Raw genomic sequence first — 14,127 nt, 5'->3', positions numbered from 1 at the left:
AAACCGCCTTGCGGCGCCATGCATCCCAAGGACGTCGACGGCGCTGCAATATTCCAACGGTGCGCGCTGATGCAGCGCGCACCCGACAGAGGCTCTTACTCGGCTGCGTCCGGAAGCTGGCTTGCCGTCTGCAGATCGTCGACCTTGGAGTTTTCCAGCTCGACGCTGAGACCTAGCGAGCGCATTTCCTTGACGAGAACGTTGAAGCTTTCCGGAATGCCCGCTTCGAAGGTGTCGTCGCCACGAACGATGGCTTCGTAGACCTTCGTACGGCCGGCCACGTCGTCCGACTTGACCGTGAGCATTTCCTGCAGCGTGTAGGCTGCGCCATAAGCTTCAAGCGCCCAGACTTCCATTTCGCCGAAGCGCTGACCGCCGAACTGTGCCTTACCGCCCAACGGCTGCTGGGTGACGAGCGAGTACGGACCGATCGAACGGGCGTGGATCTTGTCGTCGACAAGGTGGTTCAGCTTCAGCATGTAGATGTAGCCAACCGTAACCTGACGGTCGAACTGCTCGCCGGTACGACCGTCGTACAGCGTCGACTGGCCGGTCTGCTTGAGACCTGCCATTTCCAGCATCTCGTTGACATCTACTTCGCCGGCGCCATCGAAGACCGGGGTCGCGATGGACACGCCACGCTTCCACTGATCTGCCAGACGCAGAACTGACGCATCGTCATACTCGTGCACGTCGTCGCTCTTCGGACCGTCGCCGACGACCATGTCGATCGTCTTGCGCAGAGGCTCGATGTTGCCGCTCGCCTTGTAGGCTTCGATCAGTTCGCCGATCTGGCGACCCATGCCGGCACAAGCCCAGCCGAGGTGCGTTTCGAGAATCTGACCGACGTTCATGCGCGAGGGCACGCCCAGCGGGTTCAGCACGATATCGACATGCGTACCGTCTTCCAGGAACGGCATGTCCTCGACCGGAACAATGCGCGAGACCACGCCCTTGTTCCCGTGACGGCCGGCCATCTTGTCGCCCGGCTGGATCTTGCGCTTCACAGCGACGAAGACCTTGACCATCTTCATGACGCCCGGAGGCATTTCGTCGCCGCGCTGGACCTTCTCGACCTTGTCCATGAAGCGCTGTTCGAGGCGCGACTTGGATTCGTCATACTGGCCACGCAGGGCTTCCAGCTCGCTCTGGACCTTTTCGTCCTCGACGGCGAACATCCACCACTGCGAACGCGGATATTCCGAAACGACGGCGTTCGACAGTTCCGTGCCCTTCTTGAAGCCCTTCGGACCAGCAAGAGCAACCTGACCACGCAGCATCTCGACCAGACGGCCGTAGACGTTGCGGTCGAGGATCGCCTGCTCGTCGTCGCGGTCCTTGGCAAGGCGTTCGATCTCTTCGCGCTCGATCGCCATGGCACGTTCGTCCTTTTCGACGCCGTGACGGTTGAAGACGCGAACTTCGACGACCGTGCCGTAGGTGCCGGGCGGCATGCGCATGGAGGTATCGCGAACGTCGGAGGCCTTTTCACCGAAGATGGCGCGCAGGAGCTTTTCTTCCGGCGTCATCGGGCTTTCGCCCTTCGGCGTGATCTTGCCGACAAGGATATCGCCCGGCTGAACTTCGGCGCCGATGTAAACGATGCCGGCTTCGTCCAGGTTCTTCAGCGCTTCTTCCGAAACGTTCGGAATATCGCGGGTGATTTCTTCCGGACCGAGCTTGGTGTCACGTGCCATCACTTCGAATTCTTCAATGTGGATGGAGGTGAACACGTCGTCGGCAACGATACGCTCGGAGAGCAGGATCGAGTCTTCGTAGTTGTAACCGTTCCACGGCATGAACGCGACGAGCACGTTACGGCCGAGAGCCAGATCACCGAGGTCGGTCGACGGACCGTCTGCCAGGATGTCACCCTTGTTGACCACGTCACCGACGGTCACCAGCGGACGCTGGTTGACGCAGGTGTTCTGGTTCGAACGCTGGAACTTCATCAGGCGGTAAATATCGACGCCGGACTTCGACGGATCGAGGTCTTCGGTGGCGCGAATAACGATACGCGTTGCGTCGACCTGGTCGACCACGCCGCCGCGGCGGGCGCCGATGGCAGCACCGGAGTCACGTGCGACGACCGGCTCCATGCCGGTGCCGACGAACGGGGCTTCGGCACGCAGAAGCGGCACGGCCTGACGCTGCATGTTCGAGCCCATGAGAGCGCGGTTGGCGTCGTCGTTTTCCAGGAACGGGATCAGAGCGGCAGCGACCGAAACCAGCTGCTTCGGCGAGACGTCCATCAGGTTGATGTTGTCGCGCGGAGCGAGCATGACTTCGCCGGCGTGACGGCAGACGACGAATTCCTCGATGAAGGAGCCGTCGGCGTCGAGCTCGGCGTTGGCCTGAGCAACGTAGTACTTCGCCTCTTCCATGGCGGAGAGGTAGAGCACGTCGTTGGTCACCTTACCGTCGATGATGCGGCGATAAGGGCTTTCGATGAAGCCGTACTTGTTGACGCGGGCAAAGGTCGCCAGCGAGTTGATGAGGCCGATGTTCGGACCTTCCGGCGTTTCGATCGGGCAAATACGACCGTAGTGCGTCGGATGAACGTCGCGGACTTCGAAGCCCGCGCGCTCGCGGGTCAGACCACCCGGGCCAAGAGCCGAAAGACGGCGCTTGTGAGTGATTTCCGAAAGCGGGTTCACCTGGTCCATGAACTGCGACAGCTGCGAGGAGCCGAAGAATTCGCGGACGGCAGCGGCGGCCGGCTTTGCGTTGATCAGGTCCTGCGGCATGACGGTGTCGATTTCGATCGAGGACATGCGTTCCTTGATCGCACGTTCCATGCGCAGCAGACCCAGACGATACTGGTTTTCCATCAGCTCGCCGACCGAACGGACGCGGCGGTTGCCGAGGTTGTCGATGTCGTCGATCTCGCCCTTGCCGTCGCGCAGCTCGACGAGCATCTTGACCACGGCCAGGATGTCGTCCTTGCGCAGGATGCGGACGGTGTCTTCGACGTCGAGGTCGAGACGCATGTTCATCTTCACGCGGCCGACGGCGGAGAGATCGTAACGCTCCGCATCGAAGAACAGCGAGTTGAACATGGCTTCGGCCGATTCCATGGTCGGCGGCTCACCCGGACGCATGACGCGGTAGATGTCGAACAGAGCGTCCTGACGGTTCTCGTTCTTGTCGGCGGACAGCGTGTTGCGGATGTAGGCGCCGACATTGATGTGGTCGATGCCGAGAACCGGAATTTCGTCGAAACCGGCGTTGAGGATAACAGGCAGGGTCTTCTCGTCGATTTCATCGCCGGCTTCGAGATAGATCTCACCGGTCTGGAAGTTGACGATGTCTTCCGCCAGGAAGAGGCCGTAAAGCTCTTCGTCGGTTGCCTTCAGAGCCTTGAGGCCCTTTTCCTGCAGCTGACGCAGCAGGCGCGGCGTAAGCTTCTTGCCGCCTTCGACAACCACTTCGCCGGTATCGGCGTCGATCATGTCGGAAACGGTCTTGGCGCCCTTCAGCGTTTCCGCCTTGAAGGGAATGCGCCAGCCATCGCCGGAGCGCTGGTAGAGCGACTTCGTATAGAAGGTCGACAGGATCTCTTCGCCATCCATGCCAAGCGCCATCAGCAGCGACGTCACCGGAATCTTGCGGCGGCGGTCGATACGGGCATAGACGATGTCCTTGGCGTCGAATTCGATATCGAGCCAGGAGCCGCGATACGGGATGACACGAGCAGCAAAGAGCAGCTTGCCGGAGGAATGGCTCTTGCCCTTGTCGTGATCGAAGAAGACGCCCGGCGAACGGTGCATCTGGGATACGATCACGCGCTCGGTGCCGTTCACGATGAACGTACCGTTGTTCGTCATGAGCGGCATGTCGCCCATGTAGACGCTCTGTTCCTTGATGTCCTTGATGGACTTCGCGCCCGTATCCTCGTCGATATCGAACACGATCAGACGGAGGGTCACCTTCAGCGGCGCGGCGTAGGTCAAGTCGCGCTGGCGGCACTCATCGACGTCGAACTTCGGCGGTTCGAACTCATAGGAAACGAACTCCAGCATGGAAGCGCCGGAGAAATCGGTGATCGGGAAAACCGACTTGAAGACAGCCTGAAGACCTTCGTCCGGGCGGCCGCCCTTCGGTTCTTCGACCATGAGAAACTGATCGTAGGACGCCTTTTGAACCTCGATGAGGTTCGGCATCTCTGCGACTTCGGGAATCTTACCAAAAAACTTGCGTACGCGCCTGCGACCGTTGAACGAAAGGGTCTGAGCCATCGTCGCTCCTTTAAAATCCTGCACCCGGGCCTGCAACGGATGGGAATCGCTGGCCAGGCGACCCCATCAATCAATGAGTAGTTCAATCTCGTCTATCTAACCGAAAACCGCTCAGCCGGATTGCGTCGCGGTTCGGTTTGAGACCATCCTCTTGAAGAACCCATTACCCAAAAGCCGTTTTGCCCGCGGCTTTTGGGTAATTCGTTCAGAAAAACGGCAAATGGGAGGCAGCAAAAAGCCACCTCCCAAAAGCAGTTTCAAGCTTACTTGACGTCGACCTTTGCGCCGGCGTCTTCGAGCTTCTTCTTGATGTCAGCAGCTTCAGCCTTGGAAACGCCTTCCTTGACAGCCTTCGGAGCGGCTTCAACGAGGTCCTTGGCTTCCTTGAGGCCGAGGCCGGTGATGCCGCGGACTTCCTTGATGACGTTGATCTTGTTCGCGCCGGCATCAGCGAGGATGACGTCGAACTCGGTCTTTTCTTCTTCAGCAGCTGCAGCAGCGCCGCCAGCACCACCGGCAACGGCAGCAACAGCTACCGGAGCAGCGGCGGAAACGCCCCACTTTTCTTCGAGAAGCTTCGACAGTTCTGCGGCTTCGAGAACGGTCAGCGAGGAGAGGTCGTCTACGATCTTTGCGAGATCAGCCATTTTGATAGTTCCTTTTGTTCGGTTCGAACTGGTTGGTTATGAACAGCGAAAAACCGCCTTACGCGGCTTCGTCCTTCTTGGCGTAGGCCGAGAACACGCGAGCAAGCTGGCTTGCCGGCGCTGCAACAACACCTGCGATGCGGGTAGCCGGAGTCTGGATCATGCCCAGCAGCTTCGCGCGCAGCTCGTCCAGCGAAGGCAGGGTCGCAAGCGACTTGACACCTTCGGCGTTGAGCGTTGTTGTTCCCATGGCGCCGCCCAAAACAACGATCTTATCGTTGCTCTTGGCGAAATCCACGACGACCTTCGGAGCGGTTATCGGATCAGTGCTGTATGCGATCAGCGTCTGACCGGTGAAGAGATTGGAAATCCCTTCCGCATCCGTGCCCTGAAGAGCAATTTTGGCCAGGCGGTTCTTCGCGACTTTGACGGTGCCGCCAGCAGCGCGCATCTTGGAACGGAAATCGTTCATCTGAGCGACTGTAGCACCAGCATAGTGGGCCACGACAACCGAGCCCGAAGCCTTGAAGACTTCGTTCAGTTCCGTGACGAATTCGCGTTTTTCCGCTCTTTCCACTGCTTTTCTCCAGTTGACAGGACCGGGTTAACGGACCTGCCGGGTTGCCTTTTGCCTCCTGGGATCAATTCAGATCCCAAGCGACGCTTGAGGATCCTGTCCCCTCGCGCTCGAGCCATACGGCTCCAAGGCACAAGGCATCCAAGGCTCGAACCGAGTTCATCGAAGCGAAGCTTCTTCAAAATTCGGGTCTTACCCGTCTCATGCAGGCTTAAGTGATTAAGGGATAACCACCTGCAATCTCGGACAGGAATTCCGGATTTCTCCGGAAATCCCGGCCCCGAAGGGCCGGGAATTCTTAAAATACCAGGCTAATGCCCGGCAAAACCAATCAGGCGCTCGGCGCCGTGACGGACGACGGCTCGATCTTGACGCCCGGACCCATGGTCGAGGAGATCGCTACGCGCTTGACGTAGTTGCCCTTGGCGCCAGCCGGCTTTGCCTTGATGACGGCGTCCGCGAAAGCGCGGATGTTTTCTTCCAGAGCCTTGGCGTCGAAGGAAGCCTTGCCGATACCGGCATGGACGATACCAGCCTTCTCGACGCGGAACTCGACAGCGCCGCCCTTGGAAGCTTCAACAGCACCCTTAACGTCCATCGTGACGGTGCCGACCTTCGGGTTCGGCATCATGCCGCGCGGGCCGAGAACCTTACCGAGACGGCCGACGAGCGGCATCATGTCCGGGGTGGCGATGCAGCGATCGAAATCGATCTTGCCGCCCTGAACGATCTCAACCAGGTCTTCCGCACCAACAACGTCAGCGCCGGCAGCCTTGGCTTCGTCAGCCTTGGCGCCGCGAGCGAAGACGGCAACGCGAACCGTACGGCCGGTGCCGTTCGGCAGGTTGACGACGCCGCGAACCATCTGGTCGGCGTGACGCGGGTCAACGCCGAGGTTCATCGAGATTTCGACGGTTTCGTCGAACTTGGCGACGGCACGTTCCTTGACCATGTTGATGGCCAGATCCAGAGCATAGAGCTTGGTCGGATCAACGCCTTCACGAATCTTCTGAATACGCTTTGCTACCATGGTCTTAACCTACCACTTCCAGGCCCATGGCGCGGGCAGAGCCCTCGATCATGGCCATTGCGCCTTCGATATCGGCGGCGTTCAGATCCTTCATCTTGGCTTCGGCGATTGCCTTGACCTGAGCCTTGGTCAGAGTACCAGCCTTGGCACCCTTGCCCGGGGTCTTCGAGCCGGACTGGATCTTCGCTTCCTTCTTCAGGAAGTAGCTGACCGGCGGCTGCTTCATGACGAAGGTGAAGGACTTGTCCTGGTAGTAGGTGATGACGACCGGGATCGGCATACCCTTTTCCATTTCCTGCGTGGCGGCATTGAACGCCTTGCAGAATTCCATGATGTTAATGCCACGCTGACCAAGCGCAGGACCGATCGGCGGCGACGGATTCGCCGAGCCGGCCTTAACCTGCAGCTTGAGCTGGCCTGCAACTTTCTTAGCCATTTCTCTCTGCCTTTCTACTTGACCGGTTGCCCGGTCGACTGATGCCGGATCGCTCCGGCGGCTGCGGTTGCGTGGTGCGGATCGCCAGGCCCGGCTAAGACCCTACCCTTCCACGCGAATTGCGGCTTCGCCGCGAGATATAAGCAAGCGATTACTCATATCCAAACTCGAACGAAAGGCCGGCCGCCAGGCCAACCCTTCAAACCAAAGACAATCAGACCTTCTCGACCTGGCTGTATTCCAACTCGACCGGCGTAGCGCGGCCAAAAATCGATACTTCCACCTTCAGGCGCGAACGCTCTTCGTCCACATCCTGAACCGTGCCGTTGAACGATGCGAACGGACCATCGGAAACGCGGACCTGCTCGCCGATCTCGAAGGATACGGAAGCCTTCGGCCGCTCAACGCCTTCCTGGACCTGACCGAGAATGCGCTCGGCTTCATAATCCGGAATCGGAACGGGCTTATTGTCGGAGCCGAGGAAGCCGGTCACCTTCGGCGTATTCTTGATCAGGTGGTAGGCTTCATCCGTCAGGTTGGCGCGCACCAGCACGTAACCCGGGAAGAACTTGCGCTCGCTATCGACCTTGCGGCCACGGCGGACCTCAACGACCTTCTCGGTCGGCACAAGAATCTTCTCGAACAGATGCTCGAGACCCTTCTGCCTAGCCTTCTCCTCAATGGATTCAGCCACTTTCTTTTCAAAATTAGAATAAGCGTGGACGATGTACCAACGTGCCGCCATGTTCATCTCCACCCGATATCAATTGCCGGTATTCAGCACGTAGCCGAGAATCCAGCCAATGAGCTGGTCGGCAGCGAAGAAAAACAGCGAGGCGAAAACAACCATGACAAGCACCATCACCGTCGAGATCATCGTCTCGCGGCGTGAGGGCCAAGTAATTTTCGACGTCTCGGAGCGCACCTGCTGCAGAAACGCTAGTGGATTCGTTTTGGATGCCATTGACTGCCCACGCAATTACGGCGCGTAAAGCTGAACATATCAGCCCCACGCACCGCGTGTCTGTTGAACCCTACATAAACACCGATTCCCGATTTAACAAGAGGCAATACGGTGTTTTCTAAAATTTGCCGCCGGTTCGGCATAATCCTCAACTTGAGAAGCAGCGAAAACGACGCGCCAGTCAAATCAAGGAAAATGGCAGGGGCAGCAGGGCTCGAACCTACGACCTGCGGTTTTGGAGACCGCCGCTCTACCAACTGAGCTATACCCCTTCTTCCTTCGACTATTCGCCGCAAGCGGTGGACCGCTCGAGCAGTTCGAAGACATGGCGCTCCCTTTAAGGCGGGACGAAACGATTGGCAAGAGCGTTTTTTTCTTTTTCCCAATCGAACCCGCAACTTCGCATGGGACATGCTCGAGCGGACAGATCTGCCGAGCGGGCAGAGCCGCCGAGAATGCTGCGGAAAGGACGCCCCTCGCCCTCGTTACTCTCCGGAAGAGCCTTTCGGCTTACGCTTGAGAAACTTCGGCCTGAGCCGGCGCAGGAAATTATCGGTGGAGCGAATCACATTCGTCAGGGAGATCAGCTTGTCCACTTCGGCATCGGTATTGCCGAGCCGTTCCGACAGCACTTCCGCGGCAGCCAGCGAAATTTCGGCCGGCGGCAATTCGCTGAAGCGCTGCGCAAGCCGGATATAGGGATTTAGCGCCACCCCGCCATGGATGGTGATCTTCCCAAGCCGGGCAAACAGGCGCAGGAACGTCTGCTCGAAGTTCCAATCATGAACGGAGACCACCCTCCACTTCTGACTGCGCCTGGCCGAGAAGCCGGCAAGCACGATCGCGCCGGGCAGCTTCAGATCGCTGAGCCAGAGCGCGAGGGCAAAGCCGCTCGTCGGTGTCTTGCCTTCCGTATAAAAGTCGGAGCAGAAGCCGACCAGATCGAGATGCCCTGTCGGAGCGCCCTGAAAATCCGCTGCCGGATTGAGCTTCTCTTCCGGACCGAGCCGGATATTCATGATGCCGAGGAAATATTCCCTTGGAAAGAATTTCACGACCTCGCCCACCTCGCCACGATAGACGATGTTTGCTCCGCGCGGCTGGCCGCGCGAGATCAGCAGCGAATGCCTATGAAACGGGCGGTCTAGGACCTTGTAGACCTTGTTGAAGAAGACGAAGAGCGCAGTCTCCGGAAACTGCGCCTGCAGGCCCGCAATATCGACCGCATCGCTATTGGCGACCAGAACGATATGGGAAAACCCTGCCAATATTGTCCGCCACTCGTCGGCACTGTTCAAGCCGGCCGCGGAACCCGCGGCCGGTATGCCGACATCAATATTTCCGGTCGTCTTATGATCCAAATCGCTCACTTCTGCTGGACGTGCAGCATGCGGTCGCGCATGGCGAACCATTCTTCGGCGTAATCGTCATTGCGATACTCGTCGAAATACGGGCCGCCATCGGTGAAGTGCACGAGCTTCGCATCGTCGCGATAATCGTATTCGTTGACGAGATAGTTCCAGACGACCGGCACCTCGCCGATCTGATCGTCGTTCTCCAACCACTTGAACTGATGAAGCTGGAGACCGGTTGCCGTGTTGACGAAATCCTGCGTCAATGCCGTGCACTTGGCATTGTTGAACAGGATCATGCTCGACCAGTTCTTCTTCTCGTATTTGGTCTGCGTCTGGCCGAGGAACTTGGTTTCGATCTTCGGCTGGTAGTCGTGCTTGACGCACATGGCAGCATAACGATCGTCGCGCAGCGCCCAAAGCTCGGCGATGTCGGCGCGGGCGAGCATGTCGCAATCCATGAAGATGCTCCAGCCCTGGTAATCGCTGAGGTAGGGCACGAGGAAGCGCGAGAAGGAAAACTCGGTCGATTGCAGCGGATTGCGCTCACGCGTGAAGATGCCGTCGAGATTGTTGAGCACGATCGGCGAGAAGACCACCGGGATCGACGAGCGCTCGATGATGCTCTGGGTCAGGACGTGATAGGCCACGACCTCCTTGGAATCGAAACCGACAAAAATACGTGCAACGTTATCCTTCATGATACCTCCGAAACGGCTGCGCACCTACGGGTCAGCCGACAATTATCTTTCGTCGCGACGCAAATCGCGCTCTGCTCACCCTTGAAGCACATCGGCCGGAGGGTGGTTCGAAACAGGGGCACGGATATCCCGGCCACGCGCTGCAATCTCTAGGAGATGCTTCGCGAACGCAACCCTACTTAAATAAACGGCTGTATTTGTCGAGTGTTTGGGGAAGCATTTTTGGTTTTGTTGCGTAACAAATGGAGAGGCAGCACGGCAGCTGCCCCTTCCCCACCCGGCGCCGGAAGTGCGCTCGCCGGGAATGCTTTAAAAACAGCGTCCTAGACTTTCACGTATTTCCGCCAGTTGTGTTCTTCCCTGAAGCCCAGCACTTCGCGGATCTTGCGATTGGACAAGAGCCCCTCATATTCACCGATTTCGCGTGTGAAGGGCACATTCGGAAAATGCTTCGCGGCAAGTTCGCGCGATGGCGTATTGGCCGAAACCGTATCGTTGGCGGCGTTGAACACCTGGAAGCCGAGGCCGTCCTTTTCGATGCAGAGATGGACGATCTGGCCGAGGTCGCGAGCGTCGATATAGCTCCAGGCGATGCGCTTGCGTATTTCGCTGTTGGCGAAAAACTCGGGAAAACGCTCATATTCGTGGGGCTCGATGACGTTGCCGATGCGCAGCGCATAGACGTCGATGCCGAAACGCTCGGCGAAAGCCCGAGCCGTCTTCTCGTTTACGACCTTGGACAGACCGTAGGAATCCATCGGGTTGACATCATAGTCTTCCTCCAGCGGGAACTGGTGAAAATCGCGATGGCCTTCGGCAAAGCAGACGCCATAGGTCGTCTCGCTGGAAGCGACGATGATCTTCTTGATGCCAAGCTTCGCGGCCGCCTCGATGACATTGTAGGTGCTCATCGTGTTGATGCGGAAGGTCTCGTTGTCCGGTTTGATGAGAATGCGCGGGATGGCGGCGAAATGCACGACGGCGTCGAAAGGCTGGACACCCCTGCCTTGATCGAGATCGGGAAAATCGCGATGCATGGTCAGGACGTTATAGACTTGTCCCGCATCGGTGACATCGGCCTGCAGATTGGTGACGCCGGGGCTGGTCAGCGGCACGAGATCGACATTGTGGACCTCGTAGCCGGCGTTCACCAGCCACGGAACCGCGTGACGCCCTGCCTTGCCGCTGCCGCCCGTGAACAAAATACGTTTCTTCATGAAAATCTCCTCCTTGGAAAATCGAGCGATACATAGGCCCTTGCGCTCATTTCGCAAGACACGGCTTGGTGAGCGGAGGCTCTTCCGGCAAGATAATCTGATCGAGACGGCCATGCATCGGGAACGGCGGACATGATTAAAGGAGAAGGCACGGATGCGGGCAATCACGCTTGTGGAATATGATCCGCAATGGCCTCTTCTCTTCGAACAGAGATGCAAAGCAATCGGCCTGCTCCTTACCCGCCCCGCCGAATTCCATCACATCGGCAGCACCGCCGTCCCGGGACTATGTGCCAAACCCAAGCTCGATATTGACGCCGTCCTTTCTTCCAACGATGCGAGGCTCGACGCTACGCAACGCCTGAAGACACATGGATTTCGCTTCCATGGCGATCTGCACGATGGCGACCGATGGGTCTTTACCAGGGACGATATGCCCTATGGCACGCGGCTTTATCTTTGCCTGCCGGGAAATGCAGTACACCGAGACCGCCTCCTTTTCCGCGATTATCTGCGCGCACATCCCGAATTCGCAGGCGGCTACGCAATATTGAAGCGCCGACTGGCCGAAGAGGCTCATGGCGACTGGGATCATTATACCGGCGGAAAAAGCGATTTCGTTGCGGATATCGTATGCCGTGCGCGGGAAGAACTTACGCTAACAAGCCATATCACCACTCGGTGATGATGAGTTTGAGGCTACCGGAACACCCTGGCATTCGCTTGCGCGATCGCAGTCTTTTCCGAGCCCGAAGCACCTGTCGGAATGATCAGGCTCATGCAACATCTCCCAATGCGAAAAGGCCCCGCTGTTTCCAGCGGGGCCTTCTTATAAAGGGATAATCCGAAGATTACTCGACGATGGAGGCAACGATGCCTGCGCCGACGGTACGGCCGCCTTCGCGGATCGCGAAGCGGAGCTTTTCTTCCATCGCGATCGGAACGATCAGCTCGACGGCAACCGTGACGTTGTCGCCAGGCATAACCATTTCCGTGCCTTCCGGAAGCGTCACGATGCCGGTCACGTCAGTCGTACGGAAGTAGAACTGCGGACGGTAGTTCGTGAAGAACGGCGTATGACGGCCGCCTTCTTCCTTCGTCAGGATGTAGGCTTCTGCCATGAACTTCTTGTGCGGCTTGACGGAACCCGGCTTGCACAGGATCTGGCCACGCTCGACGCCGTCACGGTTCACACCGCGGATCAGCGCGCCGATGTTGTCGCCGGCCTGGCCCTGGTCGAGCAGCTTGCGGAACATTTCAACGCCGGTCACCGTCGTCTTCGACGTCGGACGAATGCCGACGATTTCGACTTCTTCACCAACCTTGACGATACCACGCTCGACGCGGCCCGTCACAACCGTACCACGGCCGGAGATCGAGAACACGTCTTCGATCGGCATCAGGAACGGCTGGTCGATCGGACGCTCAGGCGTCGGGATGTAGGCGTCAACCTGAGCCATCAGCTCGCGGATCGCGTCTTCGCCGATCTTCTTGTCCGAATCTTCAAGAGCAGCAAGCGCCGAACCCTTGACCACCGGGATGTCGTCGCCCGGGAAGTCGTAGGACGACAGAAGTTCGCGAACTTCGAGCTCGACCAGCTCGAGAAGCTCGGCGTCGTCAACCTGGTCGACCTTGTTCAGGAACACGACGATCGCCGGAACGCCAACCTGGCGGGCGAGCAGGATGTGCTCGCGCGTCTGCGGCATCGGGCCGTCAGCGGCAGAGCAAACCAGGATCGCGCCGTCCATCTGGGCGGCACCGGTGATCATGTTCTTGACGTAGTCGGCGTGGCCGGGGCAGTCGACGTGCGCATAGTGGCGGTTCGGCGTCTCGTATTCAACGTGAGCCGTCGAGATCGTGATGCCACGAGCCTTCTCTTCCGGAGCAGCGTCGATTTGGTCATACGCCTTGAACTCGCCGAAGTACTTCGTGATCGCTGCCGTCAACGACGTCTTGCCGTGGTCAACGTGACCGATCGTCCCGATGTTAACGTGCGGCTTATTGCGCTCAAACTTACTCTTTGCCATTTGAATGCTTCCTGTGAACGTAATGAGTGACCCCGGCGAACCGGTTTAGTGCCGCCGTTTAAGGCTTTCATCGCATTTGCGCAAGACTTAATTGCAGGGCCTATTCCCGGCGAAGTCAGAGCGATTGCGCATGATCCGCAGCCTTCGTCATTCCTTCGCCGCGCAAGTGTCGCCAGCCGATCCGGAAAGACATAAAAGCATTTGCCGGTTCAGGCGCTTAGATAGGGGCGCTCTGGAAAGAATTCCAGATGCAAAACCGAACCGAAGCAGCACTCGCCACCAACGAAATACGCCCTCGCCGAAGGGCAAGGGCGCAAAACCATCAAGCAACGGCGAAGCGCGCCACGACTTGCTCTCCGGAGGACGGCAAAGCCCACCAGTCCATCCAGGCTCGATGCCTATCAATCGAGAAGATCGGCGGGCACTTTGCCGCCGTTATCGGCGAGCTTCTTCAAAAGAGCCTTGTGCAGGAACATGTTCATCTTGGCGGAATCGCCGGCATCACCAGTGTAGCCGAGCTCCTGAGCCAGCTCCTTGCGCTCCGAAAGGCTCGCATCCATGCCGAGCGCCTTCATGAGATCGACGATCGAATGCTTCCAATCCAGCTTCTGGCCGCTCTTCTTGACGGCGGCGTCGAGGATCGAGGCGATATCCACTGGAGCGGACGGCGCGCTGGTCGCGGGCGAGGTTGCTGCCGTAGTCGCTGAAGGAGCCGGTGTCGGCGCAGGCGCCGGATTGGTGGTCGCGGCTGTCGTCGACGGCGCCGGAGCTGCCTCGGCAGCCTTTGCCTGCCCCCAGATTGCACCCTTGATCTTGTCGAAGATACCCATTTGCGCTCTCCCGTTTCGGTTGCCAGAGCAATATGTATCGCTCGCGCGAATATAAGCAACCCTTCATGTCAAATATGCAAAGGTGGCACCAGAGCGAGTGCGGACATG

At 58.5% G+C, this 14,127-nt stretch carries 13 protein-coding genes and 1 tRNA gene; 1 reads left to right on the top strand and 13 read right to left on the bottom strand.

The window, feature by feature from the left end; genetic code table 11:
* Positions 1-95 precede the first annotated feature (95 nt).
* The 11 genes from rpoB to FHT84_RS26435 form a co-directional block, all read right to left on the bottom strand.
* Positions 96-4,238 carry a DNA-directed RNA polymerase subunit beta gene (gene rpoB / locus FHT84_RS26485; protein ID WP_113251538.1) on the bottom strand — a complete coding sequence of 1,381 codons (4,143 nt, stop codon included), beginning with the start codon at positions 4,236-4,238 and terminating at the stop codon, positions 96-98.
* 263 nt (positions 4,239-4,501) lie between these two features.
* On the bottom strand, positions 4,502-4,885 hold the full coding sequence (gene rplL / locus FHT84_RS26480; protein WP_095434662.1) for a 50S ribosomal protein L7/L12: 384 nt from the start codon (positions 4,883-4,885) through the stop codon (positions 4,502-4,504).
* 58 nt (positions 4,886-4,943) lie between these two features.
* A complete protein-coding gene (gene rplJ, locus FHT84_RS26475; RefSeq protein ID WP_106997618.1) occupies positions 4,944-5,462 on the bottom strand; it encodes a 50S ribosomal protein L10 in 519 nt (172 codons plus the stop codon).
* Between the two features lie 331 nt (positions 5,463-5,793).
* Positions 5,794-6,492, bottom strand: coding sequence for a 50S ribosomal protein L1 (gene rplA, locus FHT84_RS26470; RefSeq protein ID WP_112341907.1), 699 nt, complete (start codon positions 6,490-6,492; stop codon positions 5,794-5,796).
* Between the two features lie 4 nt (positions 6,493-6,496).
* Positions 6,497-6,928: a 50S ribosomal protein L11 gene (gene rplK, locus FHT84_RS26465; RefSeq protein ID WP_069614842.1), complete on the bottom strand. Its 432-nt coding sequence runs from the start codon at positions 6,926-6,928 to the stop codon at positions 6,497-6,499.
* 214 nt (positions 6,929-7,142) lie between these two features.
* On the bottom strand, positions 7,143-7,673 hold the full coding sequence (nusG, locus tag FHT84_RS26460) for a transcription termination/antitermination protein NusG (protein WP_004123460.1): 531 nt from the start codon (positions 7,671-7,673) through the stop codon (positions 7,143-7,145).
* 18 nt (positions 7,674-7,691) lie between these two features.
* Positions 7,692-7,892 carry a preprotein translocase subunit SecE gene (secE, locus tag FHT84_RS26455; protein ID WP_112341906.1) on the bottom strand — a complete coding sequence of 67 codons (201 nt, stop codon included), beginning with the start codon at positions 7,890-7,892 and terminating at the stop codon, positions 7,692-7,694.
* A gap of 196 nt (positions 7,893-8,088) precedes the next feature.
* Positions 8,089-8,164: transfer RNA gene (locus tag FHT84_RS26450), tRNA-Trp, on the bottom strand.
* Between the two features lie 213 nt (positions 8,165-8,377).
* The gene (locus FHT84_RS26445) at positions 8,378-9,253 is read right to left on the bottom strand and encodes a 3-deoxy-manno-octulosonate cytidylyltransferase (protein WP_183764954.1); all 876 of its coding nucleotides are present in this window, start codon (positions 9,251-9,253) and stop codon (positions 8,378-8,380) included.
* Between the two features lie 5 nt (positions 9,254-9,258).
* Positions 9,259-9,945 carry a glycosyltransferase gene (locus FHT84_RS26440; protein WP_113251537.1) on the bottom strand — a complete coding sequence of 229 codons (687 nt, stop codon included), beginning with the start codon at positions 9,943-9,945 and terminating at the stop codon, positions 9,259-9,261.
* 323 nt (positions 9,946-10,268) lie between these two features.
* Positions 10,269-11,162: an NAD(P)-dependent oxidoreductase gene (locus FHT84_RS26435; protein WP_113251536.1), complete on the bottom strand. Its 894-nt coding sequence runs from the start codon at positions 11,160-11,162 to the stop codon at positions 10,269-10,271.
* A 154-nt stretch (positions 11,163-11,316) separates the two neighbouring features.
* Between FHT84_RS26435 and FHT84_RS26430 the strand changes: the two genes are divergently transcribed.
* Positions 11,317-11,847, top strand: a complete 531-nt coding sequence (locus tag FHT84_RS26430; RefSeq protein WP_113251535.1) for a GrpB family protein — start codon at positions 11,317-11,319, stop codon at positions 11,845-11,847.
* Between the two features lie 166 nt (positions 11,848-12,013).
* Here the strand turns inward: FHT84_RS26430 and tuf are convergent, their stop codons facing one another.
* Together tuf and FHT84_RS26420 are read right to left on the bottom strand one after the other, a co-directional pair.
* Positions 12,014-13,189: an elongation factor Tu gene (gene tuf, locus FHT84_RS26425; protein ID WP_075852341.1), complete on the bottom strand. Its 1,176-nt coding sequence runs from the start codon at positions 13,187-13,189 to the stop codon at positions 12,014-12,016.
* A gap of 401 nt (positions 13,190-13,590) precedes the next feature.
* Positions 13,591-14,019: a DUF3597 domain-containing protein gene (locus FHT84_RS26420; protein ID WP_113250560.1), complete on the bottom strand. Its 429-nt coding sequence runs from the start codon at positions 14,017-14,019 to the stop codon at positions 13,591-13,593.
* Positions 14,020-14,127 lie beyond the last annotated feature (108 nt).

This window comes from Rhizobium sp. BK289 (genome assembly GCF_014193575.1).
Lineage (GTDB): Bacteria > Pseudomonadota > Alphaproteobacteria > Rhizobiales > Rhizobiaceae > Rhizobium > Rhizobium tropici_C.
Note: the sequence above shows the minus strand (reverse complement) of the source record. Positions and strands in the feature narration are given on the sequence as shown.

Excerpts from the sequence above, each read along its gene's own strand:
- rpoB (WP_113251538.1), bottom strand. The coding sequence starts at position 4,238 with ATGGCTCAGACCCTTTCGTTCAACGGTCGCAGGCGCGTACGCAAGTTT.
- rplL (WP_095434662.1), bottom strand. The coding sequence starts at position 4,885 with ATGGCTGATCTCGCAAAGATCGTAGACGACCTCTCCTCGCTGACCGTT.
- rplA (WP_112341907.1), bottom strand. The coding sequence starts at position 6,492 with ATGGTAGCAAAGCGTATTCAGAAGATTCGTGAAGGCGTTGATCCGACC.
- rplK (WP_069614842.1), bottom strand. The coding sequence starts at position 6,928 with ATGGCTAAGAAAGTTGCAGGCCAGCTCAAGCTGCAGGTTAAGGCCGGC.
- nusG (WP_004123460.1), bottom strand. The coding sequence starts at position 7,673 with ATGGCGGCACGTTGGTACATCGTCCACGCTTATTCTAATTTTGAAAAG.
- secE (WP_112341906.1), bottom strand. The coding sequence starts at position 7,892 with ATGGCATCCAAAACGAATCCACTAGCGTTTCTGCAGCAGGTGCGCTCC.
- FHT84_RS26440 (WP_113251537.1), bottom strand. The coding sequence starts at position 9,945 with ATGAAGGATAACGTTGCACGTATTTTTGTCGGTTTCGATTCCAAGGAG.
- FHT84_RS26435 (WP_113251536.1), bottom strand. The coding sequence starts at position 11,162 with ATGAAGAAACGTATTTTGTTCACGGGCGGCAGCGGCAAGGCAGGGCGT.
- FHT84_RS26430 (WP_113251535.1), top strand. The coding sequence starts at position 11,317 with ATGCGGGCAATCACGCTTGTGGAATATGATCCGCAATGGCCTCTTCTC.
- tuf (WP_075852341.1), bottom strand. The coding sequence starts at position 13,189 with ATGGCAAAGAGTAAGTTTGAGCGCAATAAGCCGCACGTTAACATCGGG.
- FHT84_RS26420 (WP_113250560.1), bottom strand. The coding sequence starts at position 14,019 with ATGGGTATCTTCGACAAGATCAAGGGTGCAATCTGGGGGCAGGCAAAG.